This is a genomic window from Streptomyces sp. NPDC090741, from assembly GCF_044769045.1.
GTDB lineage: Bacteria > Actinomycetota > Actinomycetes > Streptomycetales > Streptomycetaceae > Streptomyces.
Genome location: NZ_JBIVXF010000007.1, coordinates 161050 through 187847, shown reverse-complemented (window position 1 = coordinate 187847; position 26798 = coordinate 161050). Strand labels below are relative to the sequence as shown.

Annotated in this window: 19 protein-coding genes and 1 pseudogene; 10 read left to right on the top strand and 10 right to left on the bottom strand. The window is 71.6% G+C overall.

Translation table 11 applies throughout. From position 1 onward, the window contains the following. Positions 1-92: 92 nt before the first annotated feature. From ACIQU4_RS20705 to ACIQU4_RS20680, 6 genes and pseudogenes are all read left to right on the top strand, one after another. Positions 93-377, top strand: coding sequence for a hypothetical protein (locus ACIQU4_RS20705; RefSeq protein WP_387292899.1), 285 nt, complete (start codon positions 93-95; stop codon positions 375-377). Between the two features lie 620 nt (positions 378-997). Further along, positions 998-2435, top strand: a pseudogene (locus tag ACIQU4_RS20700) (hypothetical protein). Further along, the gene (locus ACIQU4_RS20695) at positions 2432-3796 is read left to right on the top strand and encodes a VWA domain-containing protein (RefSeq protein ID WP_403732567.1); all 1365 of its coding nucleotides are present in this window, start codon (positions 2432-2434) and stop codon (positions 3794-3796) included. The pseudogene ACIQU4_RS20700 and the gene ACIQU4_RS20695 overlap by 4 nt, the downstream one beginning before the upstream one ends. Positions 3797-3833: 37 nt before the next feature. Beyond that, on the top strand, positions 3834-4946 hold the full coding sequence (locus tag ACIQU4_RS20690; RefSeq protein WP_403732563.1) for an AAA family ATPase: 1113 nt from the start codon (positions 3834-3836) through the stop codon (positions 4944-4946). Next, the gene (locus ACIQU4_RS20685; protein WP_403732560.1) at positions 4943-7807 is read left to right on the top strand and encodes a hypothetical protein; all 2865 of its coding nucleotides are present in this window, start codon (positions 4943-4945) and stop codon (positions 7805-7807) included. Before ACIQU4_RS20690 ends, ACIQU4_RS20685 begins: the two co-directional genes overlap by 4 nt. A gap of 124 nt (positions 7808-7931) precedes the next feature. Further along, entirely contained in the window at positions 7932-9140 is a 1209-nt protein-coding gene (locus ACIQU4_RS20680) for a PP2C family protein-serine/threonine phosphatase (RefSeq protein WP_403732557.1), read from the top strand. A gap of 302 nt (positions 9141-9442) precedes the next feature. Here the strand turns inward: ACIQU4_RS20680 and ACIQU4_RS20675 are convergent, their stop codons facing one another. Further along, a complete protein-coding gene (locus ACIQU4_RS20675) occupies positions 9443-10132 on the bottom strand; it encodes a TetR/AcrR family transcriptional regulator C-terminal domain-containing protein (RefSeq protein WP_403732554.1) in 690 nt (229 codons plus the stop codon). 115 nt (positions 10133-10247) lie between these two features. Between ACIQU4_RS20675 and ACIQU4_RS20670 the strand changes: the two genes are divergently transcribed. Beyond that, complete coding sequence (locus tag ACIQU4_RS20670) at positions 10248-11441, top strand: cytochrome P450 (RefSeq protein ID WP_403732552.1); 1194 nt, start codon at positions 10248-10250, stop codon at positions 11439-11441. On the opposite strand, the gene ACIQU4_RS20665 is transcribed toward ACIQU4_RS20670, so the two are convergent. The 8 genes from ACIQU4_RS20665 to kdpF (ACIQU4_RS20630) form a co-directional block, all read right to left on the bottom strand. Further along, positions 11434-13980, bottom strand: coding sequence for an ATP-binding protein (locus tag ACIQU4_RS20665; RefSeq protein ID WP_403732549.1), 2547 nt, complete (start codon positions 13978-13980; stop codon positions 11434-11436). The two genes, ACIQU4_RS20670 and ACIQU4_RS20665, sit on opposite strands and share 8 nt — an antisense overlap. A gap of 76 nt (positions 13981-14056) precedes the next feature. Then, the gene (locus tag ACIQU4_RS20660; protein WP_053691963.1) at positions 14057-14740 is read right to left on the bottom strand and encodes a response regulator; all 684 of its coding nucleotides are present in this window, start codon (positions 14738-14740) and stop codon (positions 14057-14059) included. A 100-nt stretch (positions 14741-14840) separates the two neighbouring features. After that, entirely contained in the window at positions 14841-15518 is a 678-nt protein-coding gene (locus tag ACIQU4_RS20655; protein ID WP_403732545.1) for a potassium-transporting ATPase subunit C, read from the bottom strand. A gap of 8 nt (positions 15519-15526) precedes the next feature. Further along, positions 15527-17626: a potassium-transporting ATPase subunit KdpB gene (kdpB, locus tag ACIQU4_RS20650; protein ID WP_403732542.1), complete on the bottom strand. Its 2100-nt coding sequence runs from the start codon at positions 17624-17626 to the stop codon at positions 15527-15529. After that, complete coding sequence (gene kdpA / locus ACIQU4_RS20645) at positions 17623-19287, bottom strand: potassium-transporting ATPase subunit KdpA (RefSeq protein ID WP_403732539.1); 1665 nt, start codon at positions 19285-19287, stop codon at positions 17623-17625. Before kdpA ends, kdpB begins: the two co-directional genes overlap by 4 nt. 8 nt (positions 19288-19295) lie before the next feature. Next, positions 19296-19385 (bottom strand): K(+)-transporting ATPase subunit F, encoded by a 90-nt coding sequence (kdpF, locus tag ACIQU4_RS20640; protein ID WP_037836701.1) that lies wholly within the window; start codon positions 19383-19385, stop codon positions 19296-19298. Between the two features lie 244 nt (positions 19386-19629). After that, positions 19630-20391, bottom strand: a complete 762-nt coding sequence (locus ACIQU4_RS20635; protein ID WP_403732536.1) for a DUF4118 domain-containing protein — start codon at positions 20389-20391, stop codon at positions 19630-19632. Positions 20392-20463: 72 nt separating this feature from the next. Further along, positions 20464-20553 (bottom strand): K(+)-transporting ATPase subunit F, encoded by a 90-nt coding sequence (kdpF, locus tag ACIQU4_RS20630; protein WP_037836698.1) that lies wholly within the window; start codon positions 20551-20553, stop codon positions 20464-20466. Between the two features lie 216 nt (positions 20554-20769). Between kdpF (ACIQU4_RS20630) and ACIQU4_RS20625 the strand changes: the two genes are divergently transcribed. Then, entirely contained in the window at positions 20770-21285 is a 516-nt protein-coding gene (locus tag ACIQU4_RS20625; protein WP_403732534.1) for a hypothetical protein, read from the top strand. 18 nt (positions 21286-21303) lie between these two features. Here the strand turns inward: ACIQU4_RS20625 and ACIQU4_RS20620 are convergent, their stop codons facing one another. Then, on the bottom strand, positions 21304-22098 hold the full coding sequence (locus ACIQU4_RS20620) for an aminotransferase class IV (protein ID WP_403732532.1): 795 nt from the start codon (positions 22096-22098) through the stop codon (positions 21304-21306). A gap of 118 nt (positions 22099-22216) precedes the next feature. Between ACIQU4_RS20620 and ACIQU4_RS20615 the strand changes: the two genes are divergently transcribed. Together ACIQU4_RS20615 and ACIQU4_RS20610 are read left to right on the top strand one after the other, a co-directional pair. Further along, entirely contained in the window at positions 22217-24745 is a 2529-nt protein-coding gene (locus ACIQU4_RS20615) for an ATP-binding protein (protein ID WP_403732530.1), read from the top strand. A 107-nt stretch (positions 24746-24852) separates the two neighbouring features. Continuing rightward, positions 24853-26781 carry an amino acid permease gene (locus ACIQU4_RS20610; protein ID WP_403732527.1) on the top strand — a complete coding sequence of 643 codons (1929 nt, stop codon included), beginning with the start codon at positions 24853-24855 and terminating at the stop codon, positions 26779-26781. The last annotated feature ends 17 nt before the right edge of the window (positions 26782-26798 follow it).

Genomic DNA, 26798 nt, shown 5'->3' with positions numbered 1-26798 from the left:
GCGGCGGACGCCGGACGGTGGACGGTGGACGCGAACGGGGCGCGGCCTCGGGATACCGGCCGATCGGCCGGGCGGTGGCTAGCCTGGGCTGCATGAACCCCTCAGCCGAGCCCGACCCCGCCTCCGCATCGGCCCCCGACCGGTACACCGTCGTCCTGCGCCCGGGGCTCGCCGAGCCCGGCGATTCCGCCCGGCGTGGCGTGCTGCGCACCGCCGTGGTCGAGGCCACCGGTGACTTCGGGGCCTCCGGCTATCCGCGGTACGCGGGGGAAGGCGTGCAGGCCGACATCGACCCCCTGACGCGTACCGTCGAAGCGGTGACGCTCGACGGCGCGGAGCTTCCGTACGGCTGGGTGGCGCAGCTGGCGGAAGGCTAGGCCGTGTCTTTCGGCTCATGCCGGCCTGATCCGAAAGGCACGGCCTAGGACCGCCCGCGACCAGGGCGTTGTCAGTGCTCGCACCTATGTTCAGCAGTGTCCGCCGAATGGCGCGGAACTCGCCTTGCTGCATAGGAGATGGGTGCGTTGTCAGATTGGGAGAGGTCGAGCACGGCCCGGGTGGTGCCACCCGCGCGGCCGCGCAAACTCGCCAAGGTCCCGTTCGTCGAACTCGCCGACGGACGCCTGCAGGGCGTGGTGTCCAGCGGATCGGACATAGAGCGGGTCTACGTCTCGTCGGTCGCGGCCGGTACCTACGCGTTCGCCTGCAGCACCAACAACAACCGGCCCTGCGGAGGCGCGCGGGGCTCGTTCTGCAACCACATCCGGGCCATGATCAACGAGGCGGTGCTCCAGTACGGGGCCCCGCGCGTCGCCCGCTACCTGCACGCCCCGGCCGCCGACGGTGAGCCGACCGCGGCGGGCATCACCGCCGACATGGTCGGCGTCCGTCCTCCGCAGGGGGACACCGCGGCCGCCGCGCCCGTGTTCAGCCGGTTCCTGCGCCATCTGGCCTACCTGGAACTCGCGCCGACCACCGCACCGTTGCCCGAGATGCAGTGGTTCCCGCCGACCAGGGAGGTGGCCACGAGCGCGGGGGACCGCGCCGGCCCGCTCGTCGAGACCGTCGCCGGGCTCGACGAAGCCCTGGCCGCCGTCGACGCCTTCGACGAGGTCCTCGTCGCCGGCCTCCTGCGCCCCCGGCCGGCCCAGGCCGCCGGTCTGTCCGAGCTCGCCGACGCCGTCGCGGGGAGCCCGCTGGCCGCCAGGGTCGCCGAAGCCGCCGAGAAGACGGCGGCCGGAGCCGCGGGCGAAGACCACTTCGTGGCCCTCGCCGCCGCCCGTACCGCACTGCTCGGCTCCGTCCACGATGCGCTGACGACCCGCGTCGAGGAGGTGACCGGCCGGCCCCGCGCCGAGGACGGCGTCCCGGCCCCCGGCGGGCCGCAGCCGCAGGCGCCGAACCTGCTCGCCGCCGCACGCTCCTGGCTCTGCGACCTCGCCCGCGCCGGCTGGCAGGGCATCGACCACGAGCTGGTCTCCGCGTCGGCCCCGGTGGTCTCCGCGATGCTTCCCGACCCGGCGCTGCGCCGCCCGGCGACGCTCCTCGACGGGTTCGCCGCCGAACTGGCCGCCTCCTGCCCGGGTGCCACCCTGGACCGTTTCCCCGTACGCCGCTGGGCCGACCTGTGGTCGCGTGCGCTGCTGCTGACGCTGCCCGGCGCCGCCGACGTACCCGTGACCGGGACGGCCACCGGCCGGCTCCTGCCGCTCGGCGTCGACCTGCACGAGCACGCGACCGCCGTACAGGCCCAGGTCCACGCGGTGTTCGAGCCCGCGGACGGGACTACGCCCCGGCTGGTGCGGGCCGGCGTCTCGGCGCCGAAGCCCGACACGATCGTCGGGGCCGGCCTGTGGCAGCTGCTCCGCCCGCACATGTCGCTCCTGGCAGCGGTCGGCGAAGGCCGCTCGATGGACCTCGCCGACATGCCGGTCACCGCCGAGGGCGACCTGATCTGGAGCGACGCGTACGCCCGCCCGGGCGAGGCCGTCGACGCCTTCGCCACCGCCCGCGTGTCCCTGTCCGCCGCGAGCGCTTCGGCTGCCGCGCCCCTGGACCGGCACCCGGCGCGGATCGCCGCACCCGTCTTCCTGCAGGGCTACGCCACCCGTACGGACGATGAGGGTGCGCTCACTTTGACCGTCGCAGGGGCCGATTTCGCCGTGGACGCGGACCGGATCCCGACCGCCGGACCCCTCACCCCGGAAGCCGTCGCCACGTCGAACGCGTGCATCGGCCTGCTCCGCTGGGACGCCGGGACCTTCACCGTCCAGCCGCTCGCCGTCGAAACCACCGTACGGAAGAAGGCGGTCGCGGTGCACGCCGGGGCATGGGCCGGGGGCACGGCCGACAAGGCCGGGGTGAAGGCAGAGAAGGCCGCCACCGACGCCGCGGCGGTGCTGCGCGAACGAGCCGGAAGGCTGCTGCGGAAATGACCGGACAGGAACAGGGAGCCGAGGCGCCTCCCGTCCCCGACGACAACCGCCGGCAGGTGCTGTACTGGCGCCTCCTCGCCCGGCTCTTCGATCCGCAGGAGCAGGTGACGCTGGAGTCCGCGAGCCTGGCCGTGGTCGAGGACCTCGGCCTGCCGACGGCGTTGCTGGACCCGCAGGCGTCCGTCGATTCGATCGTGCAGCGCCACCCGGAGCTGGCCGCCGAGTTCGACGGTCTGATGGCACCGCCGGAGCCCGGGCCGGACTCCGCGGCAGCCGGTGACGGCGACGGCGGACGCGACCGGGCCGCCGAGGTACGGCACGCGGCCCTCGTCTCGAAGGTGCTGCTCAACGTCTTCTCCTCCGGCTCCGGTACGGTCACGGCCGGGCAGCTGTCCCGCTGGCAGTCCGACGCGGGCTGGCTGGAGCGTTCGCTCGGCTGCAGGCCCGGCGAGCTGCGCGGCGCCCGGGCCGGGGGAATCGGCCCGGAACTCGGCGCCATCGAGGCCGATCTGGTCAAGCGGATGCATCTGCGCGAGGTGCTGGCCGACCCCGTGCTCGCCGCTCGGCTGACCCCGAGCATGTCGCTGATCGAGCAGCTGCTGCGCGACAAGAACAATCTGTCCGGCGTGGCGCTGGCCAACGCGAAGGCCCTGATCCGCCGCTTCGTCGACGAGGTCTCCGAGGTGTTGCGCACCCAGGTGGAGAAGGCCACGGTCGGCGCCCTGGACCGCTCGGTCCCGCCCAAGCGGGTGTTCCGCAACCTCGACCTCGACCGGACGATCTGGAAGAACCTCACCAACTGGAGCCCGGAGGAGGAGCGGCTCTACGTAGACCGCCTCTACTACCGGCACACCGCGCGCAAGACGACCCCGCAGCGGCTGATCGTGGTCGTCGACCAGTCGGGATCGATGGTCGACTCGATGGTCAACTGCACCATCCTGGCCTCGATCTTCGCCGGACTGCCGAAGGTGGACGTCCACCTCATCGCGTACGACACCCAGGCGCTCGACCTCACCCCGTGGGTGCACGACCCGTTCGAAACCCTGCTGCGCACCAACCTCGGCGGCGGCACCGACGGCACCGTCGCGATGGCGCTGGCCCAGCCGAAGATCGCCGAGCCGCGCAACACCGTCGTGGTGTGGATCTCGGACTTCTACGAATGGCAGACCGAGCCGCTGTTCGAGAGCATGGCCGCCATCCACCGCTCGGGCGCCAAGTTCATCCCGGTCGGCTCGGTGACCAGCTCCGGCCGAGGCAGCGTCAATCCGTGGTTCCGGGAGCGCTTCAAGGACCTCGGCACGCCGGTGCTCTCCGGCCACATCCGCAAGCTCGTCCACGAGCTCAAGACGTTCCTCGCCTGACACCTTCAATAGTGCGAATTCCGAGAAAGGCCCTGACATGTCCGACCTGCTGCGCGCTCCTGTCGAGATCAAGTACGCCGAGGAGCTGGCCTGGCTGGAGTCCGTCGACGACGGACCCAAGCCCTTCTCCTGGCGCCTCTCCCCGAAGATGGTCCGCCTGTTCATCCTGGGGTCCGAGCGCTCCGACGGCCTCGACCGGGAGATCTCCCAGAAGTGGTACGGCGACCGCAGCTTCGTCGAGCGGTCCATCGTCACCCTGGCCTCCGACCGCGGCCTGCTGCTGATCGGAGACCCCGGCACCGGCAAGAGCTGGCTGGCCGAACTGCTGTCCGCCGCGATCTGCCGCAACTCCACGCTGGTGGTGCAGGGTACGGCAGGCACCACCGAGGACCACATCAAGTACTCCTGGAACGTGTCCATGGTGATCGCCAAGGGCCAGTCGCGGGAGTCGATGATCCCTTCGCCGATCATGACCGCGATGGAGACCGGCGCGATCGGGCGCTTCGAGGAGCTGACCCGCTCCACCAGTGACGTCCAGGACGCCCTGATCTCGATCCTTTCGGAGAAGTACATCTCGGTCCCCGAGCTGGACAGCGAGAACATCGTCTTCGCCAAGCCCGGCTTCTCCATCATCGCGACGGCCAACAGCCGCGACCGCGGTGTCAACGACCTGTCCTCCGCGCTCAAGCGCCGCTTCAACTTCGTCCGCATCCCCGTGGTGACGAACAAGAAGAGCGAGGAGGAGATCGTCCGCTTCCGCACCGAGGAACTGCTGCGCCGGCACCAGATCGAGCTGGACGTGCCGCCGACCCTGCTCGACGTACTGCTCCAGAGCTTCAGCGATCTGCGCGCCTCGACGGCCGCGGCCGGCAGTGACGACGAGAAGCTGGAGTCGGCGCTGTCGACCGCCGAGCAGATCGGCGTGCTCGAGGACGCGATCCTGCACAGCAACTTCTTCGGCGAGCGCACCCTGACCGCCCACACGCTGGCTTCCTCGCTCGTCGGATCGCTGGCGCGGCGCGAGCCGGAGGACCTGGCCATCCTCAACAAGTACCTGCACGGAGTCGTCGAGCCGCGCAGCAAGGAAGAGGGCGGCTCCTGGCCGGAGTTCCTGGAGGGCGGCCGCGACGCGATCGCCACCCTGTCATGAGCCCTGTACAGGAGACCCCTGTACAGGAGACCTCCGTACAGGAGAGCCCCGTACAGCACGGCACGACCTTCGACGCGCTGCGCACGCAGCTCCAGGAAGCCGCCACGGCCTTCGCCGACGGACCCGACGCGCTGGAGGGGATCCTCCTCGGCATCGTCGACGACGTCGACCGCGCCGTACGCGAACCGCTGGAGGTCTTCCCCGTCTGCCACCACTCGCCGGCCTCGGCCGTCGCGATGGCGCGGCGGCTGCGGGAGAAGCAGCCCAAGGTCGTCTACCTGGAGCTCTGCGAGGACATGGCGCCGCTCCTGACCGAGCTGCGCAACTGCCGGCTCCCGGTGGCGGTGCAGGCGTTCGCGAGCGAGGTCGACGGCTTCCCGGCCGAATGGGCGCCGCTGTCGGTGGTCGCACCGATCACGGAGGCCTCGGCCGAGTACCAGGCCATCGCCTACGCGCTGGACACGCCGGGGGTCGAGCTGGTCCTGGTCGACCGCTCCTCGGACCACGTCTTCCAGTGGCAGGCGGACGACGACGGGGCGCGGTCGGCCGGGGAGCCGGCCGACCCGGACGCGGCCCCGGCGGCCGAGGAGGAGGCCGCGCTGCACGGCGAGGCGGTCGGCGTGGAGATCGGCGACCTGCGCCCGCGCTTCGCCGAACTGGAGGAGCACCTGCTGCACCACGGCCGGGTGCGGCACTGGTCGGAGTGGTGGCACCAGTACGTCGAACTGCCCCTCGGCGACAGCGACCACGACACGTACCGGCAGGTCATGCTGCTGATCGGGAGCCTGTTCCGGCGGCTGGCGCCGGGGGACCCGGCACGGGTGCGCGTGGACGAGGACCGCGAGCGCCACATGTGGACCAGGATGCGCGAGCACCTCGCCGCGTCCGGCACCGATCCCGCCGACTGCCTGTACGTCTGCGGCGCGTTCCACGCGGCCAGCCGCGTCGCCGAGTTCGGTGTCCACGGCGCCGACCAGTTCGAGATCAGCGCGCCGAGCGCGAGTACGTGGCAATACGGCCTCATCCCGTCCAGTCACGCGGCGATCGAGGAGCAGTTCGGCCTCGCGGCCGGTTCCGTGTCGATCGCGGCCACGCAGTGGGCGAAGAACCTCAAGCGGACGCGGATACGGCCGTTCCGGCTCGCGGGGCAGGCGGGCACGAAGAAGGCGGCGAAGCCGCGGAAGGCGGCTCCCGCCCCGGCGGCGCCGGAGGCGGCTTCCGATACGGCCGCCGACATGCTCTCCGGGTTCCTGCGGCGTCCGCCCGTACTCGACCGGCTGGACGAGGCCGAACTGCTCGGCTGGTCGGTGGAGATCGTGCGCGCCGCCCGCCGGGCCGGCTACCTCGCCTCCACCGCCGACGCGATCGCCGTCTTCGAGACGTCGATCCTGCTGGCCGGCATGCGCGACCGGGCCAAGCCCACACCGTACGACTTCCAGGACGCGGCGATCACCTGCATCGAGAAGGACACGGTGCCGGGCCGGCGCGACGTGCGCCGCCTCGTCGAGATCATGATGGGCGGCGACCGGATCGGCCAGGTCGGCTACGACGCGCTGCCGCCGCTGGCGCGCGACGTACACGACCGGCTCGCTCCGCTGGGTCTGCGGCTCCAGCAGCGCGGTGTGCAGCGGGCCTTGCTGGACATGGCCTCCCGCCCCGAACTGGAGAAGTGCTCCGACGTCCTGTGGATGCTGCGCCACCTGATGCCGCAGGGGACGGCGCGGCCGATCATGGGCGAGCGCCGGCTCGGGGAGCGGCCCATCCAGGAGTCCTGGGACCTCGCACTGGGCACGCACCAACGGGCGCTGATCGAGCTCGGTTACGAGGGCGTCAGCATCGAGCAGGTCCTGGAGCAGCGCCTGCGGCGCACCGCGTACGCGCCGCAGGCGACGACGGCGACGGTGCTCCAGGCCGTGGAGGACGCGACGCTGTACCTGCGCAGCCGCCGCCTCGCCGACGAACTGGGCACGCGCGCCCTGGAGATCCTGGCGACCGAGCGCAGCGTCGACGGCGCGCCGGAGGTACTGCGGCGGGTGCGGAGGCTGCTGGCCTACTACCGGACCGGCGAACCGGTGCTGCCCGCGTGGATCGAGTCGTTCGCCAAGACGGGCTACGCGCACTACTGCACCCTGCTGCCGACGGCGTTCACCGACGAGGACGCGACCGTCCGGCAGGTCGCCGCGATGCTGGGCTTCCTGTTCAGCATGGAGGGCCTGGCCCTGTCGCTCGGCTGCGACCGGACCCAGCTGGAGCTGGCCTTCGCGCAGTCGCATCCGCAGGAGCCGGCCAAGGTGGCGCTGCTGTGGGCGGCCCGGGTGCACCTCGGACAGCTCTCCCGTACGGAGCTGCGGGCGCGGTGCGACGAACTGCTGGGCAACCCCCTCGTCGTGCCCGCCTATCCGCGCTACCTCAGCGGATTCCTGCACGCGCTGGAGCCGGTGCCGCAGCTGGCCGACTTCGTCGTGGAGGCGGTGTCGAACGCGTTCGCGCGGCTCCCGGATCCGGTGCTGCTGCCCTGGCTGCCGACCCTGATCACGACGCTGCGGTCCGACGGCGCTGAACTGGCTCCGCTGCTGATCCGCGAGGCCGGGCGGATCTTCCCCGGTCGGCTGGCGGCGCTGGACACGTGGGTGCCGCCGTGGCTGGACCAGCCGGCAGTGGCAGCCGTGCCGCCCGCCGGCGGCAGAGCCGCCGCGCTGCTGAGGGCCCGCCCGCAGACCTGCGACGCCGTCGCCGTCCTGCTGGGGTGCGGGGGCACGTGGACCGCGCCGGATCCGGCCCGGGCGGGCGCGGCCCTGGTCACGCGCCATCCGGACACCGCGCAGGCCCTGGAGGCGCTGTTGGCCGCCCGTCAGCGGTAGTCGTCGGGGTGGCCTGCAGCGACGCCACGGTGATCCGCCGGCCCGGCAGGCGCGCGGCGAACGTACGGGCGGCGGGTGGTGCTGGTGGAATGGCTTCTTCGGCTGCCGGGGCCGGGGAGGTGTCTTGTCGGAGCATGACGGGAGGTCCGCCGGGCCACCAGGGGAGTACGAGGCGCTGCGCGCGCGGCTGCGCGCGATGGAGGCCGCGGCCGAGCAGATCGGGACGAGACTCGACGAGAACACCACGTGCGAGGAGCTGGCCGGCTTCCTGTTCCGCAATCTGTGCGACGCCGTGGCGGTGGACCTGCGGGCCGAGGACGGCACGCTGAGCCGGGTCGCGGTAGCCGGGGCCGTCGGGCTGCTGACCGCGCAGACCGACGAGTCGCCCTCCGTACGCGCCATGGACGGCGGGCACGCCCTCTCCGAGTGGGTGGTGGTCTCCGGCGGCACCCGGGTGCACCTCGTGTCGGTTCCGCTGCTGGCCCGGAATCGGGTCCACGGCGCGGTGCTGGCCGTACGGGCCCACGGCGGCTTCAGCGACCACGAGGCGGCGACGGTCCACTTCGCGGCCCGGCTGGCGGCGGTGTACCTGGGCCATGCCCGGGAGCTGGCCGCCACCGAGGACACCGCACTGAACCTGCAGCGGGCGCTGGTGTCGGAGCCGGGCCGGCCGCACCCCAATCTGGAGATGGCCAGCCGGTACCTGCCGGTCGGCTCCCGGGCCCTGGTGGGCGGGGACTGGTTCGAGACGGTCCGGCTGCACTTCGGCCGCACCCTGCTGGTGGTCGGGGACGTGATGGGTCACGGGCTCGACGCCGCCGTAGACATGAACGCCTACCGCTCCACGCTGCGCGACGTGGCCTCGACGGATCTCGCCCCCCACCGAGTGCTGCGCCAGCTGGACGCGCTGGTGGCCGAGGACCCGGCCCGGCGGCCCGCCACCTGCCTGCTCGTACGGGTCGACCCCTCGCGCGGGGTCGCGGACTTCGCGAGCGCCGGCCATCTGCCGCCGGCGATCTTCGGGGCGGACAGCACGGCGGTCCTGGTCGACGTGCCGGTGGGACCGCCGCTGGGCACCGGGGTGGGCGGCTACGAGGGCGTGACCCGATTGATCACCACGGAGGAGACCCTGGTGATGTTCACCGACGGGCTGGTGGAGCGGCGCGGCGAGGACATCGATGTCTCGCTGGCCCGGCTGGCCGGGCTGCGGCTGCCGGCGGGGGAGACGGTGGAGGAGATGGTGGACGCGGTGGTGGCGGCCCTGGACGCCCGCCACGCCGAGGACGACGTCGCCGTACTGGCCGCCCGCATCCGCCCCCGCAGGCCCCAGTAGTGCTTTGTTAAGAGGCGTCAGTACGGCGTCAAGGATGGGGGGTTGGGCGGAAGGGGGGCGTCAAGGCGGGCTGGTGGTGGGGGGTTCGGCGGGCAGAATGATCTCGCGGCGGTAGCGCGAGACAGGTTCGCGGGCGACCGGGCGGCGGCTGAGCGGCCAGTGACCTGACACTGCCGGGATGACGCCCACCGGACCGGACCGTGGGGGGCCGGAAGCGACGGAACGCGCTCCCGATCGTCGCCGTCGCACGACACAAGGGCCGCTCGGCCCGCAGCCCCAGGGGGGTGCTGCGGCCGGGCGGCCTACGTGGTCCCGCGGGCGAGTCGGGCTTCCAGGCCGTCCAGGATGGCCTCGATGCCGAACTCGAACTTCCGGCGCGTCGTCTCGGCGGGGTCGGCCACCGCCTGTTCCTCCAGGCGGGCGCGCAGCCGCGGGTACCGGGACGCGATCCCGGTCGCCCAGGTCACCACGTCCTGCACCGGACCGTCGCCCTCCGCGCCCCTGCCCGGCCGTATCTGCGCCTTCGCCATCGCCGCCGTCACCGCCTCGTCGATGGCCGAGCCCGCCACGAACGTGTAAGCGGTGTTCACCGCCCAGTCGAGGTCCCATCCCGTGAACCCGGCCGCCTCGTACACCGCGTAGCTGTGGTCCTGGAACCGGGCCACCCCGTCCCCGTACACGAAGTGCGTGCTGATGGCGTTGATGAGCCAGGGGTGCCGCGCGGCCAGCGCGTGCGCGTCGAACGCCAGGGCCCGCGCCGCGGCGCGCCAGCCGGCCGTACCGGGGTCCAGCGGTTCGATCTCGCCCCACACCCGGTCCGCGGCGAGGACGACGAGGTTCTCCTTGTTGCCCACGTGCCAGTACATGGCGGTGGGCGCCGAGCCCAGTCGCCCGCCGAGGCGGCGCATGCTCAGGCCCTCGATGCCCTCGGCGTCGAGCAGCTCGATCGCGGCCCGGACGATCTGGTCACGGTTCAACGTCTCACGCGGCATGGCGTCAGCGTAGCTCAGTTCCCGCAACCTCTTGCACGCCGTGCAAGTCTTCTTTTACGGTGTGCAAGTCCAAGCAGTTGCACACCGTAAAAGTCGAGCGCGGAGGAACCGAACCGTGAACCACGAACCGCTGACCTCACTGCCCACCGCACGCCCCGCCGGCTGCCCCTTCGCCCCGCCCGCCGAACTGACCGAGGTGCGGGAGCAGCAGCCCGTCCGCCGCATGGTCTACCCCGACGGCCACCAGGGCTGGCTGGCCACCGGCTACGGCCCCGTACGCGCCGTGCTGGCGGACCCCCGCTTCAGCTCCCGCTACGAGCTGATGCACTTCCCCTTCCCCGGCGGCCCCGAAGGCGCGCTGCCCCCGGCCCCCGTCGGCGACATGACCGGGATGGACGCCCCCGACCACACGCGCTACCGCCGGCTGCTCGCGGGAAGGTTCACGGCCCGCCGCATGCGCCTGCTGACCGAGCGGATCGAGCAGATCGCCGCCGAGCACCTGGACGCCATGGAGCGGCAGGGCGCCGAAGCCGACCTGGTCCAGGCCTTCGCGCAGCCCATCCCCGCCCTGGTCATCTGCGAGCTGCTCGGCGTGCCCTACGCGGACCGCAAGACCTTCCACGACTTCACCGTGGCCCTGATGAGCGTGGAGGCGAGCACGGAGGAACGGTTCGCCGCCATGGGCGGGCTGCAGGAGTACATGACGCGGCTCGTCCGGACCAAGCGGACGGCCCCGACCGACGACCTGCTCGGCGATCTGACCGAGAGCGACCTCACCGAGGAGGAACTCGCCGGCCTCGGCGGCTTCCTCCTCGGCGCCGGCCTCGACACCACCGCCAACATGCTGGCCCACGGCACCTTCGCCCTGCTCAGCCACCCGGACCAACTCGCCGCCCTGCGCGCCGATCCCGGCCTCGCCGACAGCGCCGTCGAAGAGCTGATGCGCTACCTCAGCGTCGCCCACACCATGGTCCGGGTGGCCCTGGAGGACGTCGAACTGGAGGGTCAGGTGATCAAGGCCGGCGAGAGCGTCACCCTCTCCGTCGAGGCCGCCAACCGCGACCCGCTCCGCTTCGCCGACCCCGACACCCTCGACGTCCGCCGCAAGGCCGCCGGGCAGCTCGGCTTCGGCCACGGCATCCACCAGTGCCTCGGCGCCCAACTCGCCCGCGCCGAGATGCGCGTGGCCCTGCCCGCGCTCCTCGCCCGCTTTCCGCGGCTGCGCCTCGCCGTGCCCGCCGAGGACGTGCCCCTGCGGACCGGCATGAACATCTACGGCGTGCACCGCCTCCCGGTCACCCTTACGTGACCGCCGACGCCGGCAGTTCCGCCGCGGCCGCCGGGGTGTCCCCGGCCGTCGGCAGGGTGAGCACCATGGTGAGCCCGCCGCCCGGGGTGTCCTCGGCGGTCAGCGTGCCGCCGATCGCCTCCGTGAAACCGCGGGCGACCGCGAGCCCGAGGCCGACCCCCGCGCCGCGCGGGGCGTCCCCGTGCCGCTGGAAGGGTTCGAAGATCCGGTCCTTGGCCTCGTCGGGAACACCCGGTCCGCGGTCCACGACCCGCAGCTCGACCCGGTCGAGCAGCGAACTGGCGGACACGTGGACGGGCTGCCCGTCCGGGCTGTACTTGACCGCGTTCTCGACGACGTTGGCCACGACCCGTTCGAGCAGCCCGCGGTCGACGGCGACCATCGGGAGGATCTCCGGGATGTCCAGCTCGACACTGCCGTCGGGTACGCCGCCCAGCGCCATCGGGACGACCTCGTCGAGGTCGGTCTCCCGGATCAGCGGAACGACGGAGCCCGTGTTCAGGCGGGACATGTCCAGGAGGTTGCCGATCAGCGCGGCGAGCCGGTCGGCGCCCTCCTCGATGCCCTCCAGCAGCTCGCCCTTGTCCTCCTCGGACCACTCGACGTCGTCGGAACGGAGCGAGGTGACGGACGCCTTGATCCCGGCGAGCGGGGTGCGCAGATCGTGGCTGACGGCCGCCAGCAGGGCCGTACGGATCCGGTTTCCCTCGGCGAGTTCGCGGGCCCTGCCCGCTTCGTCGACCAGGCGCTGACGGTCGAGTACGACGGCCGCCTGCGCGGCGAAGGCGCCGAGGACGCGGCGGTCCTCGGCCGGCAGGACCCGCCCGGACAGGGCCAGGGACATGTTCTCCCCGATCGGCATGTCCACGTCGGCGTCCTCGGGACGGCTGACCGGATCGGTGCCGACGGTGGCGGCCGTCGTCCACGGCTCGACCTCGTCGGCACGTTCCAGCAGGGCCACGGCCCGCATGGAGAACGTCTCGCGCAGCCGCTCCAGCAGGGCCTCCAGCGAGTCCTCGCCGCGCAGGATGCTTCCGGCGAGGAAGGACAGGATCTCGGACTCGGCGCGCAGCCGGGCCGCCTGGTGGGTGCGGCGCGCGGCCAGGTCGACGACGGAGGCCACCGACACGGCCACGCCGACGAAGATCGAGATGGCGACGATGTTGCGCGGGTCGGAGATCGTGAGCTGGTACAGCGGTGGCGTGAAGAAGTAGTTCAGCAGCAGGGAGCCGAACGCGGCCGACGCGAGGGCCGGGAGCAGCCCGCCGAGCAGCGCGGCGGCCACGGTGAACGTCAGGAAGAGCAGCATGTCGTTCGCGAGCCCGAGCTCGGGTACGACCTCGTGCAGCAGCAGCGTCAGCAGCGCCGGGCCGACGACGCCGGTCAGCCAGCCCCAGATGAGGCGCGAGCGGCCCAGCCGGGCGCCGCGCGCGACCGGCAGGCTGCGCCGCCCCCGGGCCGCGGCGTCGTGAGTGACCAGGTGGACGTCGAGGTCGGGGCCCGACTCCACGGCCACCGTGGCACTGACTCCCGGCCCGAACACGTACTGCCAGGGCCGGCGGCGGCTGACGCCCAGCACGATCTGCGTGGCGTTGACGCCCCGCGCGAACTCCAGCAGGGCGTGCGCGACATCGTCGCCTATGACGTGGTGGAAGGTCCCGCCCAGGTCCTCCACCAGCGTGCGCTGGGCGGCCAGTTCCTTCGGGGAGGCCGAGGAGAGGCCGTCGCTGGCCGCGATGTAGACGGCGAGGACCTCACCCCCGGCGCCCTTCTCCGCGAGCCGGGCGGCGCGCCGGATCAGGGTGCGCCCCTCCGGCCCGCCGGTGAGGCCCACGACGATGCGCTCGCGGGCCTGCCAGGTGGAGCGGATGTTGTGCTCGCCCCGGTACTCCTGGAGGTATTCGTCCACCCGGTCGGCCACCCACAGCAGCGCCAGCTCGCGCAGGGCGGTGAGGTTGCCGGGCCGGAAGTAGTTCGACAGCGCGGCGTCGACGCGGTCGGGCTTGTAGATGTTCCCGTGCGCCATCCGCCGGCGCAGGGCCTGCGGGGACATGTCGACGAGCTCGATCTGGTCCGCGCGCCGGACGACCTCGTCGGGAACGGTCTCGCGCTGCCGGACGCCGGTGATCGCCTCCACCACGTCGCCGAGCGACTCCAGGTGCTGGATGTTGACCGTGGTGACGACGTCGATGCCCGCCTGCAGCAGCTCCTCGACGTCCTGCCAGCGCTTCGCGTTGCGCGAGCCGGGGACGTTGGTGTGCGCGAGCTCGTCCACGAGCGCGACCGCGGGCCTGCGCGCCAGCAGGGCGTCCACGTCCATCTCCGTGAACGTGCTGTCGCGGTACGCGATCTCCCGTCGCGGAGTCATGTCCAGGCCGTGCAGCATCACCTCCGTACGCGGCCGGCCGTGGTGCTCGACGAAGCCGACGACGCAGTCGGTGCCGCGCTCGATCCTGCGGTGTGCCTCGGACAGCATGGCGTACGTCTTGCCGACGCCCGGTGCCGAGCCGAGGTAGATCCGGAGCTTTCCGCGTCTCATCTGGTGCCGACTTCTCGTTCCACTCGATGTGCTGTGCCGTGTCTGTCCGTCAGGTCCGTGAGGTCCGTCAGGTCCGTCAGGGTTCGAAGCGGTAGCCCATGCCCGGCTCGGTGATCAGGTATCGGGGGTGCGAGGGGTCCGCTTCCAGTTTGCGCCGCAACTGGGCCATGTACACGCGCAGGTAGTTGGTGTGCTCGGCGTACGTCGGCCCCCACACCTCCAGCAACAGCCTGCGCTGGGAGACGAGATGACCGGGATGGGCGATCAGCAGCTCCAGCAGATGCCACTCGGTGGGCGTCAGACGGACCGTGCGCTCGCCGCGCACCACCTTCCGGGCCGCGAGGTCGACGGTGAACTCGTCGGTCGTGATCCCGGAGGGGCCGGCGGGGGAGGCGGGGTCCTCCTGCCGCCGGGTGGCGGCCCGCAGCCGGGCCAGCAGCTCGTCCATGCTGAACGGCTTGGTCACGTAGTCGTCCGCGCCGGCGTCCAGGGCGCGGATCTTCTCCTCGGAGGTGTGGCGCGCGGACAGTACGAGGATCGGCACCCGGCTCCAGCCGCGGACGCTCTTGATCACGTCCACGCCGTCCATGTCCGGCAGGCCGAGGTCCAGGAGGATGACGTCCGGTTTGCGGTCGGCGGCGAGCCGGATGGCCGCGCGGCCGTCACCTGCCTCCGCCACCTCGAACTTGCGCGCCTGAAGATTGATCTTCAAGGCGCGTACGAGCTGCGGATCGTCCTCCACCACGAGCACCCGGGTCATGGGGTGTACAGCCTTTCTTCGTTGCGGGCGGATAAGGAACCGGTGGGGCGCGGAGCTTCCGCGCCCCACCGGATTCCCGTCCGAGTGAGCAGGACGGCCATCAGCTCTTGGTCAGTGCCTTGAGCGCCGTGTTCAGCTCCAGGACGTTGACGCGGGGCTCGCCCATGAAGCCGAGGGTGCGGCCGGTGGTGTTGTCCTTCACCAGCTTCTCGACCTGCTTGACGTCGAGGCCGTTCCGGTCCGCGACCCGGTGGACCTGGATCTTCGCGTATTCCGGGGAGATGTTCGGGTCGAGGCCGGAGCCGGAGGAGGTGACGGCGTCGGCCGGTACGTCCGAGGGCTTGACCTGGTACGTCGCCGTGGAGTTGTCCGCGATCACGGCGTCCTTGGCGTCGGTGACCAGCTTGACCAGATCCGGGTTGTCGCCCGCCTTGTTGGTGGCGCCGGAGAGGATCAGGGAGTACTGCTGGTTGACGCTGTTGGAGCCGAGGCCGTTGGAGGGGCGCGGCTGGAACCACTTCAGGTCCGGCTTGGCCGCCTCCTCGGGGTCGTCAGGGTTCTGCTTCGGCAGGTTGTAGGTCTGGCCGATGAGGGACGATCCGACGACCTGCCCGCTCTTGTCCTTGATCTCGGAACCGTTCGCCTTGTCGCCGAAGGCGACCTGGGCGATGCCGGTGACGGCGAGCGGGTAGAGCACGCCGCAGATGACGGTCAGGACGAGGAGGGCGCGCAGCCCGGCGCCGAGCAGGCGGGCGGTGTTGCCTACGGAGTTGTTCATGGCGGATATCAGCCGATTCCGGGGATGAGGGTGATGAGCATGTCGATGAGCTTGATGCCGATGAACGGGGCGATCAGGCCGCCGAGTCCGTAGATCCCCAGATTGCGGCGGAGCATCTTGTCGGCGCTGGTGGGCTTGTACTGCACGCCCTTCAGGGCGAGCGGCACCAGCGCGATGATGATCAGCGCGTTGAAGATGACCGCGGACAGGATCGCCGAGTTCGGCGAGTGCAGGCCCATGACGTTGAGCTTGTCCAGGCCCGGGTAGACCACGGCGAACATGGCCGGGATGATCGCGAAGTACTTCGCGACGTCGTTGGCGATGGAGAACGTGGTGAGCGCGCCCCGGGTGATGAGGAGCTGCTTGCCGATCTCGACGATCTCGATGAGCTTGGTGGGGTTGGAGTCCAGGTCCACCATGTTCCCGGCCTCCTTGGCGGCCGAGGTGCCCGTGTTCATCGCGACACCGACGTCCGCCTGGGCGAGGGCCGGTGCGTCGTTCGTACCGTCACCGGTCATCGCGACCAGCTTGCCGCCCGCCTGCTCCCGCTTGATCAGGGCCATCTTGTCCTCGGGGGTGGCCTCGGCGAGGAAGTCGTCGACGCCGGCCTCCTGCGCGATGGCCTTGGCCGTCAGCGGGTTGTCGCCCGTGATCATGATCGTCTTGATGCCCATGCGGCGCAGTTCGTCGAACCGCTCGCGCATGCCCTCCTTGACGACGTCCTTGAGGTGGATGACACCGAGGATCCGGGCACCCTTCTCGTCCTCGACCGCCACGAGGAGCGGGGTGCCGCCGGCCTCGGAGATCCGGTTGGCGAGGAGGTCGGCGTCGTCGGAGACTTCGCCGCCCTGCTCCTTCACCCAGGTGATGACCGAACCGGCGGCGCCCTTGCGGGTCTTCTTGCCGTCGACGTCCACACCCGACATACGGGTCTGGGCGGTGAAGGCGATCCACTCCGCCTGGGCGAGCTCGCCCTGGTGGCGCTCGCGCAGCCCGTACTTCTCCTTCGCGAGGACCACGATCGAGCGGCCCTCGGGGGTCTCGTCGGCCAGCGACGACAGCTGGGCGGCGTCGGCCAGTTCGGCCTCCGTCGTGCCCTTGACCGGGACGAACTCGGCTGCCTGGCGGTTGCCGAGGGTGATCGTGCCCGTCTTGTCGAGCAGCAGGGTCGACACGTCGCCGGCGGCCTCGACCGCACGGCCCGACATGGCCAGGACGTTGCGCTGGACGAGCCGGTCCATGCCGGCGATGCCGATGGCCGAGAGCAGGGCGCCGATCGTGGTGGGGATCAGGCAGACCAGGAGCGCGGTGAGCACGATCATCGACTGCTTGGCGTCCGCGTAGATCGCGAACGGCTGCAGGGTGACGACGGCGAGCAGGAAGACGATGGTGAGCGACGCCAGCAGGATGTTGAGGGCGATCTCGTTGGGCGTCTTCTGGCGGGCCGCGCCCTCGACGAGCGCGATCATGCGGTCGATGAAGGTCTCGCCGGGCTTCGTCGTGATCTTGACGACGATCCGGTCCGAGAGGACCTTCGTACCACCGGTCACCGCACTGCGGTCACCGCCCGACTCGCGGATGACGGGGGCCGATTCACCGGTGATGGCCGATTCGTCGACCGAGGCGACGCCCTCGACGACGTCACCGTCGCCGGGGATGATGTCGCCGGCCTCGCAGACCACGAGGTCGCCGATACGGAGCTCCGTGCCCGGGACCTGCTCCTCGCCGGAGTCGGTCAGACGGCGGGCGACGGTGTCCGTCTTCGCCTTGCGCAGGGTGTCGGCCTGGGCCTTGCCGCGGCCTTCGGCCACGGCCTCCGCGAGGTTGGCGAAGATGGTGGTCAGCCACAGCCAGGCGGTGATCGCCCAGCCGAACCAGTCCGTCGGGTCCTTGATCGCCAGGGCGGTGGTGACCACCGACCCCACGAGGACCACGAACATGACCGGCGACTTGACCATGACGCGCGGGTGGAGCTTCTTCACCGCGTCGGGGAAGGACTTGAGCAGCGCCTTGGGGTCGAACAGACCGCCGCCGACACGGCCGGCAGGCGGCTTGTGTCCGGTGGGCAGGTCTTCGTGCGGAGCACGGGTGGGGGTGATGGTGCTCATGAGGCGAGCCCTTCAGCGAGCGGACCCAGCGCGAGGGCGGGGAAATAGGTCAGACCGGTGATGATGACGATCGTGCCGACGAGCAGGCCCGCGTAGAGCGGCTTGTCGGTACGGAGGGTGCCCGCCGTCTCCGGTACGGGCTGCTGCTCGGCGAGCGAGCCGGCCAGCGCGAGGACGAACACCATGGGCAGGAAGCGGCCCAGGAGCATGGCGATGCCGATGGTGCTGTTGAACCACTGCGTGTCGGCGTTGAGGCCGGCGAACGCGGAGCCGTTGTTGTTGGCGCCGGAGGTGTAGGCGTAGAGGATCTCGGAGAAGCCGTGCGCACCCGGGTTGGCCATCGAGTTGCCGGGCGTCGGAAGCGCCATCGCGGCGGCGGTGAAGCAGAGCACCAGCGCCGGGGTGATGAGGATGTAGCAGGCGGCCAGCTTGATCTGGCGGGTGCCGATCTTCTTGCCCAGGTACTCCGGCGTGCGGCCGACCATCAGACCCGCGATGAACACCGCGATGATCGCCATGATCAGCATGCCGTAGAGGCCGGAGCCGACGCCGCCGGGCGCGATCTCGCCGAGCTGCATGCCCAGCAGCTGGATGCCGCCGCCCAGTCCGGTGAAGGAGGAGTGGAAGGAGTTGACCGCACCGGTCGAGGTGAGCGTGGTCGCCACGGAGAAGATCGAGGAGGCGCCGATGCCGAAGCGGGTCTCCTTGCCCTCCATCGCGCCGCCGGCGATGTCGAAGGCCGGGCCGTGGTGGGCGAACTCGGTCCACATCATCAGGGCGGTGAACCCGAGCCAGATGATGCCCATGGTGGCGAGGATCGCGTAGCCCTGGCGCAGGTTGCCGACCATGCGGCCGAAGGTGCGGGTCAGCGCGAACGGGATGACCAGGATCAGGAAGATCTCGAACAGGTTGGAGAACGGGGTGGGGTTCTCGAAGGGGTGGGCCGAGTTGGCGTTGAAGTAACCGCCGCCGTTCGTGCCCAGCTCCTTGATGACCTCCTGCGAGGCCACCGCCCCGCCGTTCCACTGCTGCTTACCACCCAAGAACTGGCCGACCTCGTGGATGCCGGCGAAGTTCTGGATGACACCGCAGGCGACCAGGACCAGCGCGCCGATCACGGAGATGGGCAGCAGGATCCGGACGGTGCCGCGCACCAGGTCGGACCAGAAGTTGCCGAGTTCGCCGGTGCGCGAGCGGGCGAAGCCCCGTACGAGGGCCACGGCGACGGCCATGCCGACCGCGGCCGAGACGAAGTTCTGCACCGCGAGGCCGCCGGTCTGCACGACGTGGCCCATGGCCTGCTCGCCGGAGTACGACTGCCAGTTGGTGTTCGCCACGAAGGACGCGGCGGTGTTGAACGCCTGGTCGGGGTCGATCGACACGAAGCCGAGCGAGCCGGGCAGGCTGCCCTGCAGCCGCTGCAGGGCGTAGAGGAAGAGGACGCTCACTGCGGAGAAGGCCAGGACGCCGCGCAGGTACGCGGGCCAGCGCATCTCGGCCGAGGGGTTGGCGCCGATGGCCTTGTAGATCCACTTCTCCGGGCGGTAGTGCTTCTCGGAGGAGTAGACCCGGGCCATGTAGTCGCCGAGCGGACGGTATGCGAGGGCGAGCGCGGCGACGAGCGCGAGCAGCTGCAGCACACCAGCGGTTACGGGGCTCATATCGGTGCTCAGAACCTCTCCGGGTACACGAGGGCGAGGACGAGGTAACCCAGCAGGGAGACGGCCACGAGCAGGCCGACGATGTTCTCGGCGGTCACAGCTTGGCCACCCCTCGGGCGATGAGAGCCACCAGCGCGAAGACCGCGACCGTGGTGACGACGAAGGCCAGATCGGCCATCGTGAGCTCCTGGATGAAGTGATGAAATGGATTTCGGCCAGACGGCCGATGTAGAGCAAACCGCGAGCTCAGGCGGGCGTTAAGACCTCTTGACGGGCTCCATACGGGCAGGCCGGATCTCTTGATGCCACCCTGACGCAGAACCGGTTCGGCAGCGGTGAGGCTCAGCCGCCGTGAGCCAGCCCGGCCGAATCCAGGGCGGCGCCGGCCTGCGCGGCGAGGGCGACGGCGACGAGCCGGGCCTGCTCCGGGGGCAGCGGCCCCGGTACCGGGTCGAGGAGGAAGCGTCCGTAGTAGTGCCCGCCGCCGAGGGCGCGCAGCTCGGTCTCGCCTTCCGGCCACAGGTCGGGCCAGTACGTGGCCTCGCTCTCCCCGGTGTCGAGGCCGAGCCACAGGGTGCCGTCGTGCTCCAGCCGGGGCAGGTGCCCGATGAGCGACCCGTACTCGAAGCGGCAGCCGCGCAGGTCCAGCAGGCCGATGAGTTCGTGGCGCACGTGCTCGACGACGGCCTCGGGGGAGCTCCCGCCCTCGGCGAGCCGGACCGTGCCCTCCAGCTGGGACAGGTGCGAGGCATCGGTGGCCACGGCGCCCTGGAGGCGGCGTGCGCGGACGGCCAGCTGGGAGACGATCAGGCCGACGATCAGGAGGAGGACGGCCGTCTGGACGTCGTCACCTTCGGTGATCGTGAAGCGACCGTACGGCTGCGTCAGGAAGAGGTCGAACCAGGCCGCGGCCGACAGCGCGGCGAGGGCCCCGGCCGCCCGGGTGCCGAACGCGGCGACCGCGACCACGGCGACGACCAGGATCAGGGCGGCGTTCGTCGCCGAGAGATCCGTACGGAAGGGCACGAGCGCGAGGGCCACGAGGAAGGGGACCACGAGGGCCGCGATCAGGGCGAGGCTGTCGTGGAGTCGATACCCGGACATGTGCTGCCTCCCGTCCGGACGCGCTGGTCACGATTCGGGTGGGTCGGGTCGGTCGGGTCGATCGGAACCTTGTCAGAACCTCTCGGGCTTGATCAGGGCCGCAATGAGGTAGCCGAGCAGAGCGAGGGCGATGATCAGCCCGACCACGTTCTCAGCGTCCATGGATCATGTCTCCGATTCTCCTGGTGGGGGCGGTGCTCCGCCACCTCCACAGTGCCCGCGCGGTCCGCCGGCGTATCGGAGGGGAACGGCCTTTTGATGCGTTTCATACGGTTTCCACTCCCGCGCATCAGAAGGACGTCAGGGTTTGCGGTTCCGGTGTCAGAAGAACGTCAGCGATGCGGGCCGGTGCCCGACCGCCGCCGTTCCATGGACCGCATGCCTGGACCGAAACTCGTGCAGGACCACAACTGGGCGCCGGACGCCCGGGCCGCAGCCGGTATCGCCGTGCTGTTCCCGGGACTGCTCCTCGCCGTCGACGCCGCGGCCGGCTGCACCCACTGGCAGCGCGTCCTGCTCTGGACGGCCCTCGGCCTCACACTGCTCGCCGTCCTCTGGCCCACCCGGGTCCGCGCCACCCCGGGCATGCTCATGACCCGGGGACCGCTCCACCACCGCCGGGTCCGCACCGACCGGCTCGTCTCGGTCGCCTGGCACGACGGTGTCGCGCAGCGACTGGTCCTGAGGGACCTCGACGGCAACCGGCTGGAGGTCGATCCGCGGGTCCTCGCGGCGAACCCGGCCCTGTGGCACCTGTTCGACCAGGGCGTCCAGGTGAGCTTGTCCCTCGGCACCCTGAGGGAGGGTTCGGACGCGCTCCGGCGGCTCGCGCGCCTCATCGACCGGCAGACCATGAGGACGGTCTTCAAGATCTCCGACATGGACACCGCCTGAAGGGGTTCCACCACCCCGCTACAGACGCTCCAGGGGTACGGCGGCGTAGGACTCCCGCAGTGCGCCGATCACCGGGTCGTCGGCGCGGAAGGCGATGTCGTCGACCGCCGCCAGCGCCCGTACGCCGAGGCCGGTGCTCGTGGCGAACGCCGCCCGCATCGAGCGCAGCCGGACATCCGTCACCGCAGCCGTGACATGTCCGGCCCCGGCGGCCCGGAGCAGCCGCATCGTCGTCCCCGCAAGCACCTCGGCATCGGGCCAGACCACGGCCCCGGCCTCGTCCACGAAGCCGATGTTCCACGTGCAGCCCTCGGAGACCGGCCCGTCCGCACCGGCGAACAGCACGTCGTCGAACCCGGCGAGCCGTGCCGCCCGCCGCAGCCGCAGCTGCCCGAACAGCGCCACGTGCTTCACGGACGGCGTATCGCGGTGGAAGGGGAGCCGCTGCACGCGCAGCGCCGGCAGCGGGCGGTCGGCAGTGCCCGCGGCGGGGCGTGTCGTCACCAGCACGCCCGGCCGCCGCGCACGGTCGGGGGCCGTCAGGTCCAGCTCGGGGTCGAAGACCGTGACCCGCACCATGACCGCCCCGGCCCGCCCGCCGCCGGCCTCCCTGCGTACGCACTCCCGCACCCACTCGGGATCCAGCTCCGCCCCGAACACCGCACGGCAGTCCGCGACGAGCCGGGCGAGGTGCAGGGCCAGCCCCCGCACCCCGCCGTCCTCGACCTTCATGGTGGTGAAATGCCCGTAATTGGTCAGTGCGAGGGCCTGTAGGGCCGCGGGGGAGGCGGGGGAGCCGTTCAGGGTTGCCATACCCGCAGTCTGCACGTCGTGGCCCCGCGCACCGGACGGCCGCGACAGAACCGCGTCAAGGTCCCCGGGCCGGACCCCGCCGGGCGCCGCACTCGCCCGATGATGACCTGGCGGTGTCGTGTCCTACGCGCGCGTCGGGAACGAGGAGGCGGGTTCGGTGGTGGCGGCGGAAGTCCGGCGCGGGCGGTTGAAGGTCCTTCTCGGCGCGGCACCGGGGGTGGGCAAAACCTGCCGGATGCTCGACGAAGGCCGGCGCCGGGCCGAGCGCGGCACCGATGTGGTGGTCGCGTACGTCGACTGCCGCGGGCGCCGTCGTACGCAGGAGAAGCTCGCCGGTCTCGAACTCCTGCCACGTGCCCAGGGGGAGCTGGACCTGGACGCGGTCCTCGCCCGGCGGCCCGAGGTGGCGCTGGTCGACGAGCTCGCGCACACCGATGCCCCCGGCGGCCCCGATTCCGCCCACCGGCAGGACGTCGAGGAGCTGCTCGCCGCCGGGATCGACGTGGTCACCACCGTGAACATCGCGCACCTGGAGTCCCTCGGTGACGTGGTCGAGAAGATCACCGGTGTGCCGCAGTACGAGACCGTGCCCGACGACGTGGTGCGCCGCGCCGACGAGCTCGAACTCGTCGACCTGCCCGCCGAGGCGCTGCGGCGCCGGATGGCCCACGGCGATCTGTACCCGCCGGAACAGGTCGACGCGGCGCTCGCCCACTACTTCCGGGTCGGGAACCTGACCGCCCTGCGGGAGCTCGCGCTGCTGTGGGTGGCGGGCCGCGTCGACGAGGCCCTGCAGAAGTACCGCTCGGAGCACGGCATAGGCGGGGTGTGGGAGACCCGGGAGCGGGTCGTGGTCGCGCTCACCGGCGGCCCGGAGGGGGCGACCCTCATCCGCCGGGCCGCCCGGATCGCCGCCCGGTCGGCCGGCGGCGACCTGCTCGCCGTGCACATCACCCGCAGCGACGGCCTGGCCGCGGGGGCCTCGTCCGCCGCGCTGGCCGGGCAGCGGGCCCTCGCCGAGAGTCTCGGCGGCAGCTACCACTGCGTCGTCGGCGACGACGTCCCGACCGCGCTGTTGGAGTTCGCCCGCGCCGAGAACGCCACCCAGCTGGTCCTCGGCACCAGCAGCCGCAGCCGCCTCGAACGCTTCCTCACCGGGCGCGGCATCGGGGAGACGGTCGTCGGGCACTCCGACGACATCGACGTCCACATGGTCACCCACGAACGGGCGGGCAGCGGACGCCTGCTGCCGTCCCGCCGGCGCACGCTGCCGACGTCACGCCTCATCGCGGGGCCGGTGCTGGGCCTCGTCCTGCCGATCGCGCTCACCTTCCTCCTCGACCACACGCGCGGCAGCCTCAACCTCACCAGCGAGGCCCTGCTCTTCCTGCTCACCGTCGTCGGCGTGGCCTGCGTGGGCGGGGTGGTCTCCGCCGTCGTCGCGTCCGTCACCGCCTCACTGCTGCTGAACTACTGGTTCATCCCGCCCGTCGGCGCGTTCACGTCGACCCTCGACAGCGTGCTGGCCACCGTGGTGTTCGCGGTGGTGGCCGGGACGGTGGCGGCAGTGGTGGACCGGTCACTGCGGCTCTCGCGCCGCTCGGCGCGGGCGACGGCCGAGGCGGAGACGCTGTCCTCGCTCGCCGGGTCGATCGTCCGCGGCGACCAGACGGTTCCCGCGCTCCTGGAACGGGCGAGGGAGACCTTCGGCATGGACTCCGTCGAGCTGCTGGACGTACCGGCGGCCGAGGCGTCAACGCCACCTGCGCGCACGGGCGTTCCCGGGACGCAGGTGCCGATCGGGCAGGACGCCAGGCTGGTCCTGCGCGGCCGTACGCTGCCGTCCTCCGAGCGCCGCGTCCTCACCGCCTTCGCCGCTCACGTGACCGCCGCGGTGGAGCGGGCCCGCCTCGCCGAGGCGGCCGCCGAAGTGGAACCCGTCAGGGCCGCGGACCGGATGCGTACGGCGCTGCTCGCCGCGGTCAGCCACGACCTGCGCACACCGCTCGCCGGGGGCTGGGCTGCCATCAGCTCCCTGCGCAGCAGGGACGTGGAGTTCAGCGAGGAGGACCGGGCCGAACTCCTCGCCACCGCCGACGAGTCCATGGCCCGCCTCAACCGGCTGATCGAGAACCTGCTCGACATGAGCCGCCTCCAGGCCGGGGCGCTGACCCTGAGCCTGCGCCCCACCGTACTGGAGGAGGTGCTGCCGGCCGCCCTCGAAGGCCTGCCGCCCGATGCGCCCGCCGTCGAGACCCGGGGGCTGGAGACGGTTCCCGCCGTGCTCGCAGACCCGCCGCTGCTGGAACGGGTGATCGCGAACCTCCTCGGCAATGCCGCCCGCCATGCCCCGGCGGGAACGTCGGTGCTGCTGACGGCCAGCGCGCTCGGCGGCCGCGTCGAGTTCCGGATCGTCGACCGCGGGCCCGGGCTGCCCGCCGCCGACCGGGAGAAGGCCTTCGTACCGTTCCAGAGGCTGGGGGACACCGACAACACCACCGGCGTCGGGCTCGGCCTCGCCCTGTCGCGCGGCCTCACCGAGTCGATGGCCGGCACGCTCACACCGGAGGACACCCCCGGCGGCGGCCTGACCATGGTCCTCGCCCTCCCCGCCGCCGAGGTGCCCGCTGTCGTCAGGAGGGCGTGAAGAGTGGGGTGGCGGACGTATGGATGTCGCCAAGACGGCTGGCGATGCCCCGTTCCCGCCCAGACGCTGTCCCTCGTCTTTGCTCAATCGGAGGGACCGGCAACAACATGGCCATGCACACAGGTAAGACGGACACGGCGACCAGGGTCCCCGGCACGGAGGAGCCCCCCGATGCCCGGGCCGGCGACCGGCACAAGCTCACCGCGCTCCAGGGGCTCGCCGCGCTCTCGCTGGATGCCATGGCGTCCGTCGCCTACGGGCCGGAGTCGATCGTTCTGGTGCTCGCGGCGGCCGGCGCGTACGGGATGGGGTTCACGCTCCCGGTCACCGTGGCGATCGCGGTGCTGCTGGCGGTGCTGGTGGCCTCGTACCGGCAGGTGATCGCGGCGTTCCCGGACGGCGGCGGCTCGTACGCCGTGGCCAAGCGGCACCTGGGACGGCGTACGAGCCTGGTGGCCGCGGCCTCGCTGATCCTGGACTACGTGCTGAACGTCGCCGTGTCGGTCACGGCCGGAGTCGCCGCGCTGACCTCGGCGTTCCCGGAGCTGTACGGCGAGCGGGTCTGGATGTGCCTGGCCGTCCTGGTGCTGGTCACGGTCGTGAACCTGCGCGGCGTGGTCGACTCGGCGAAGGCCTTCCTGATACCGACCGCGGTGTTCGTCGGCTCGATCCTCGCCATGATCACCGTCGGTCTCTTCCGGGACGGGCCCGTCAGCACGGCGTCCGCCGCAGGGCACGCCTCCGCCCTCGGCGAGGGCGCACTGCAACACAGTTCGGGGGCCGTCGGCGCGCTGCTCCTGCTGAAGGCCTTCGCTGCCGGCTGTTCGGCCCTGACCGGTGTCGAGGCCGTCGCCAACGCCGTGCCGTCCTTCCGTGCCCCGGCCGCGCGGCGCGCGCAGCGCACCGAGGTCGCGCTCGGCGCCCTGCTCGGCGTGATGCTGATCGGCCTGTCCATCCTGATCGGCCGCTTCCACCTCCAGCCGGTCGAGGGCGTCACCGTCCTCGCCCAGCTCGCCGACGCCTCCTTCGGGCACAACATCGCCTTCTACGTGGTCCAGTTCGCCACGATGGTGCTGCTGGCGCTCGCCGCGAACACCTCCTTCGGCGGACTGCCCGTCCTGATGAGCCTGCTGGCCCGCGACAACTACTTGCCGCACCTCTTCTCGCTCAAGGCCGACCGCCAGGTCCACCGCCACGGCGTGCTCGCACTGGCCGCCGTCTCCGCGGCCCTGCTGGTCTTCTCGGGCGGCGACACCAACACCCTCGTCCCGCTCTTCGCGATCGGCGTGTTCGTCGGCTTCACGATCTGCCAGGTCGGAATGGTCCGGCACTGGTACGGGGAACGCCCCGCGGGCTGGCGCAACAAGGCGGCGCTCAATGGCTTCGGAGCGGTCCTCACCGGTGTCGCTGCCGTCGTCGTGACCGCCACCAAGTTCACCGAGGGCGCCTGGATCATCGTCCTCGCCCTGCCGCTGCTGGTCCTCGGCTTCGAGAAGATCCAGCGGACGTACGCACAGATCGGGGAGCGCCTGGAGCTCGGCCGGATCCCGCAGTCCCCGACTCGGTCCCGCTCGCTGGTCGTCGTACCCGTCTCCGGGCTGTCGAAGCTGACCCGCCAGGCACTGACCGCCGCCCGCTCGCTGGGCGACGAGGTCCTCGCCGTCACCGTCACGCACTCCGCGTCCGAGGACCGGCAGGCGGCCGAGGCTCTGCGCCGCGACTGGGAGCTGTGGAACCCGGGAGTCGAGCTCGTCGAGGTCACCTCGCCGACCCGCGCCCTCGGCCGCCCTGTCTCCGGCTACGTACGCGAACTCACCGCGACCAACCCGGACGCGCAGGTCACCGTACTGATCCCGGAGACCGAGCCGGCGCACCTGTGGCAGCGGCTCCTGCAGAACCAGCGCGGCTCGGTCGTGGCCCACGCGGTACGCCGAGACACGGACGCGGTGATCTGCCGACTGCGGTTCCGCATCACCGGTGTCACCGACACCACCGGCGCCACCGGCATCACCGACGACGGGCGTAGGCCCCGGTGACCCAGCGATCCCGCAAG

What these genes read in the sequence shown, in the direction of transcription:
- ACIQU4_RS20685 (WP_403732560.1), top strand. Translation starts at nt 4,943, where the DNA reads ATGAGCCCTGTACAGGAGACCCCTGTACAGGAGACCTCCGTACAGGAG.
- kdpA (WP_403732539.1), bottom strand. Translation starts at nt 19,287, where the DNA reads ATGAGCCCCGTAACCGCTGGTGTGCTGCAGCTGCTCGCGCTCGTCGCC.
- ACIQU4_RS20675 (WP_403732554.1), bottom strand. Translation starts at nt 10,132, where the DNA reads ATGCCGCGTGAGACGTTGAACCGTGACCAGATCGTCCGGGCCGCGATC.
- ACIQU4_RS20620 (WP_403732532.1), bottom strand. Translation starts at nt 22,098, where the DNA reads ATGGCAACCCTGAACGGCTCCCCCGCCTCCCCCGCGGCCCTACAGGCC.
- ACIQU4_RS20660 (WP_053691963.1), bottom strand. Translation starts at nt 14,740, where the DNA reads ATGACCCGGGTGCTCGTGGTGGAGGACGATCCGCAGCTCGTACGCGCC.
- ACIQU4_RS20705 (WP_387292899.1), top strand. Translation starts at nt 93, where the DNA reads ATGAACCCCTCAGCCGAGCCCGACCCCGCCTCCGCATCGGCCCCCGAC.
- ACIQU4_RS20625 (WP_403732534.1), top strand. Translation starts at nt 20,770, where the DNA reads ATGCCTGGACCGAAACTCGTGCAGGACCACAACTGGGCGCCGGACGCC.
- ACIQU4_RS20665 (WP_403732549.1), bottom strand. Translation starts at nt 13,980, where the DNA reads ATGAGACGCGGAAAGCTCCGGATCTACCTCGGCTCGGCACCGGGCGTC.
- kdpB (WP_403732542.1), bottom strand. Translation starts at nt 17,626, where the DNA reads ATGAGCACCATCACCCCCACCCGTGCTCCGCACGAAGACCTGCCCACC.
- ACIQU4_RS20610 (WP_403732527.1), top strand. Translation starts at nt 24,853, where the DNA reads ATGGCCATGCACACAGGTAAGACGGACACGGCGACCAGGGTCCCCGGC.
- ACIQU4_RS20655 (WP_403732545.1), bottom strand. Translation starts at nt 15,518, where the DNA reads ATGAACAACTCCGTAGGCAACACCGCCCGCCTGCTCGGCGCCGGGCTG.
- ACIQU4_RS20690 (WP_403732563.1), top strand. Translation starts at nt 3,834, where the DNA reads ATGTCCGACCTGCTGCGCGCTCCTGTCGAGATCAAGTACGCCGAGGAG.
- kdpF (WP_037836698.1), bottom strand. Translation starts at nt 20,553, where the DNA reads ATGGACGCTGAGAACGTGGTCGGGCTGATCATCGCCCTCGCTCTGCTC.
- ACIQU4_RS20695 (WP_403732567.1), top strand. Translation starts at nt 2,432, where the DNA reads ATGACCGGACAGGAACAGGGAGCCGAGGCGCCTCCCGTCCCCGACGAC.
- ACIQU4_RS20635 (WP_403732536.1), bottom strand. Translation starts at nt 20,391, where the DNA reads ATGTCCGGGTATCGACTCCACGACAGCCTCGCCCTGATCGCGGCCCTC.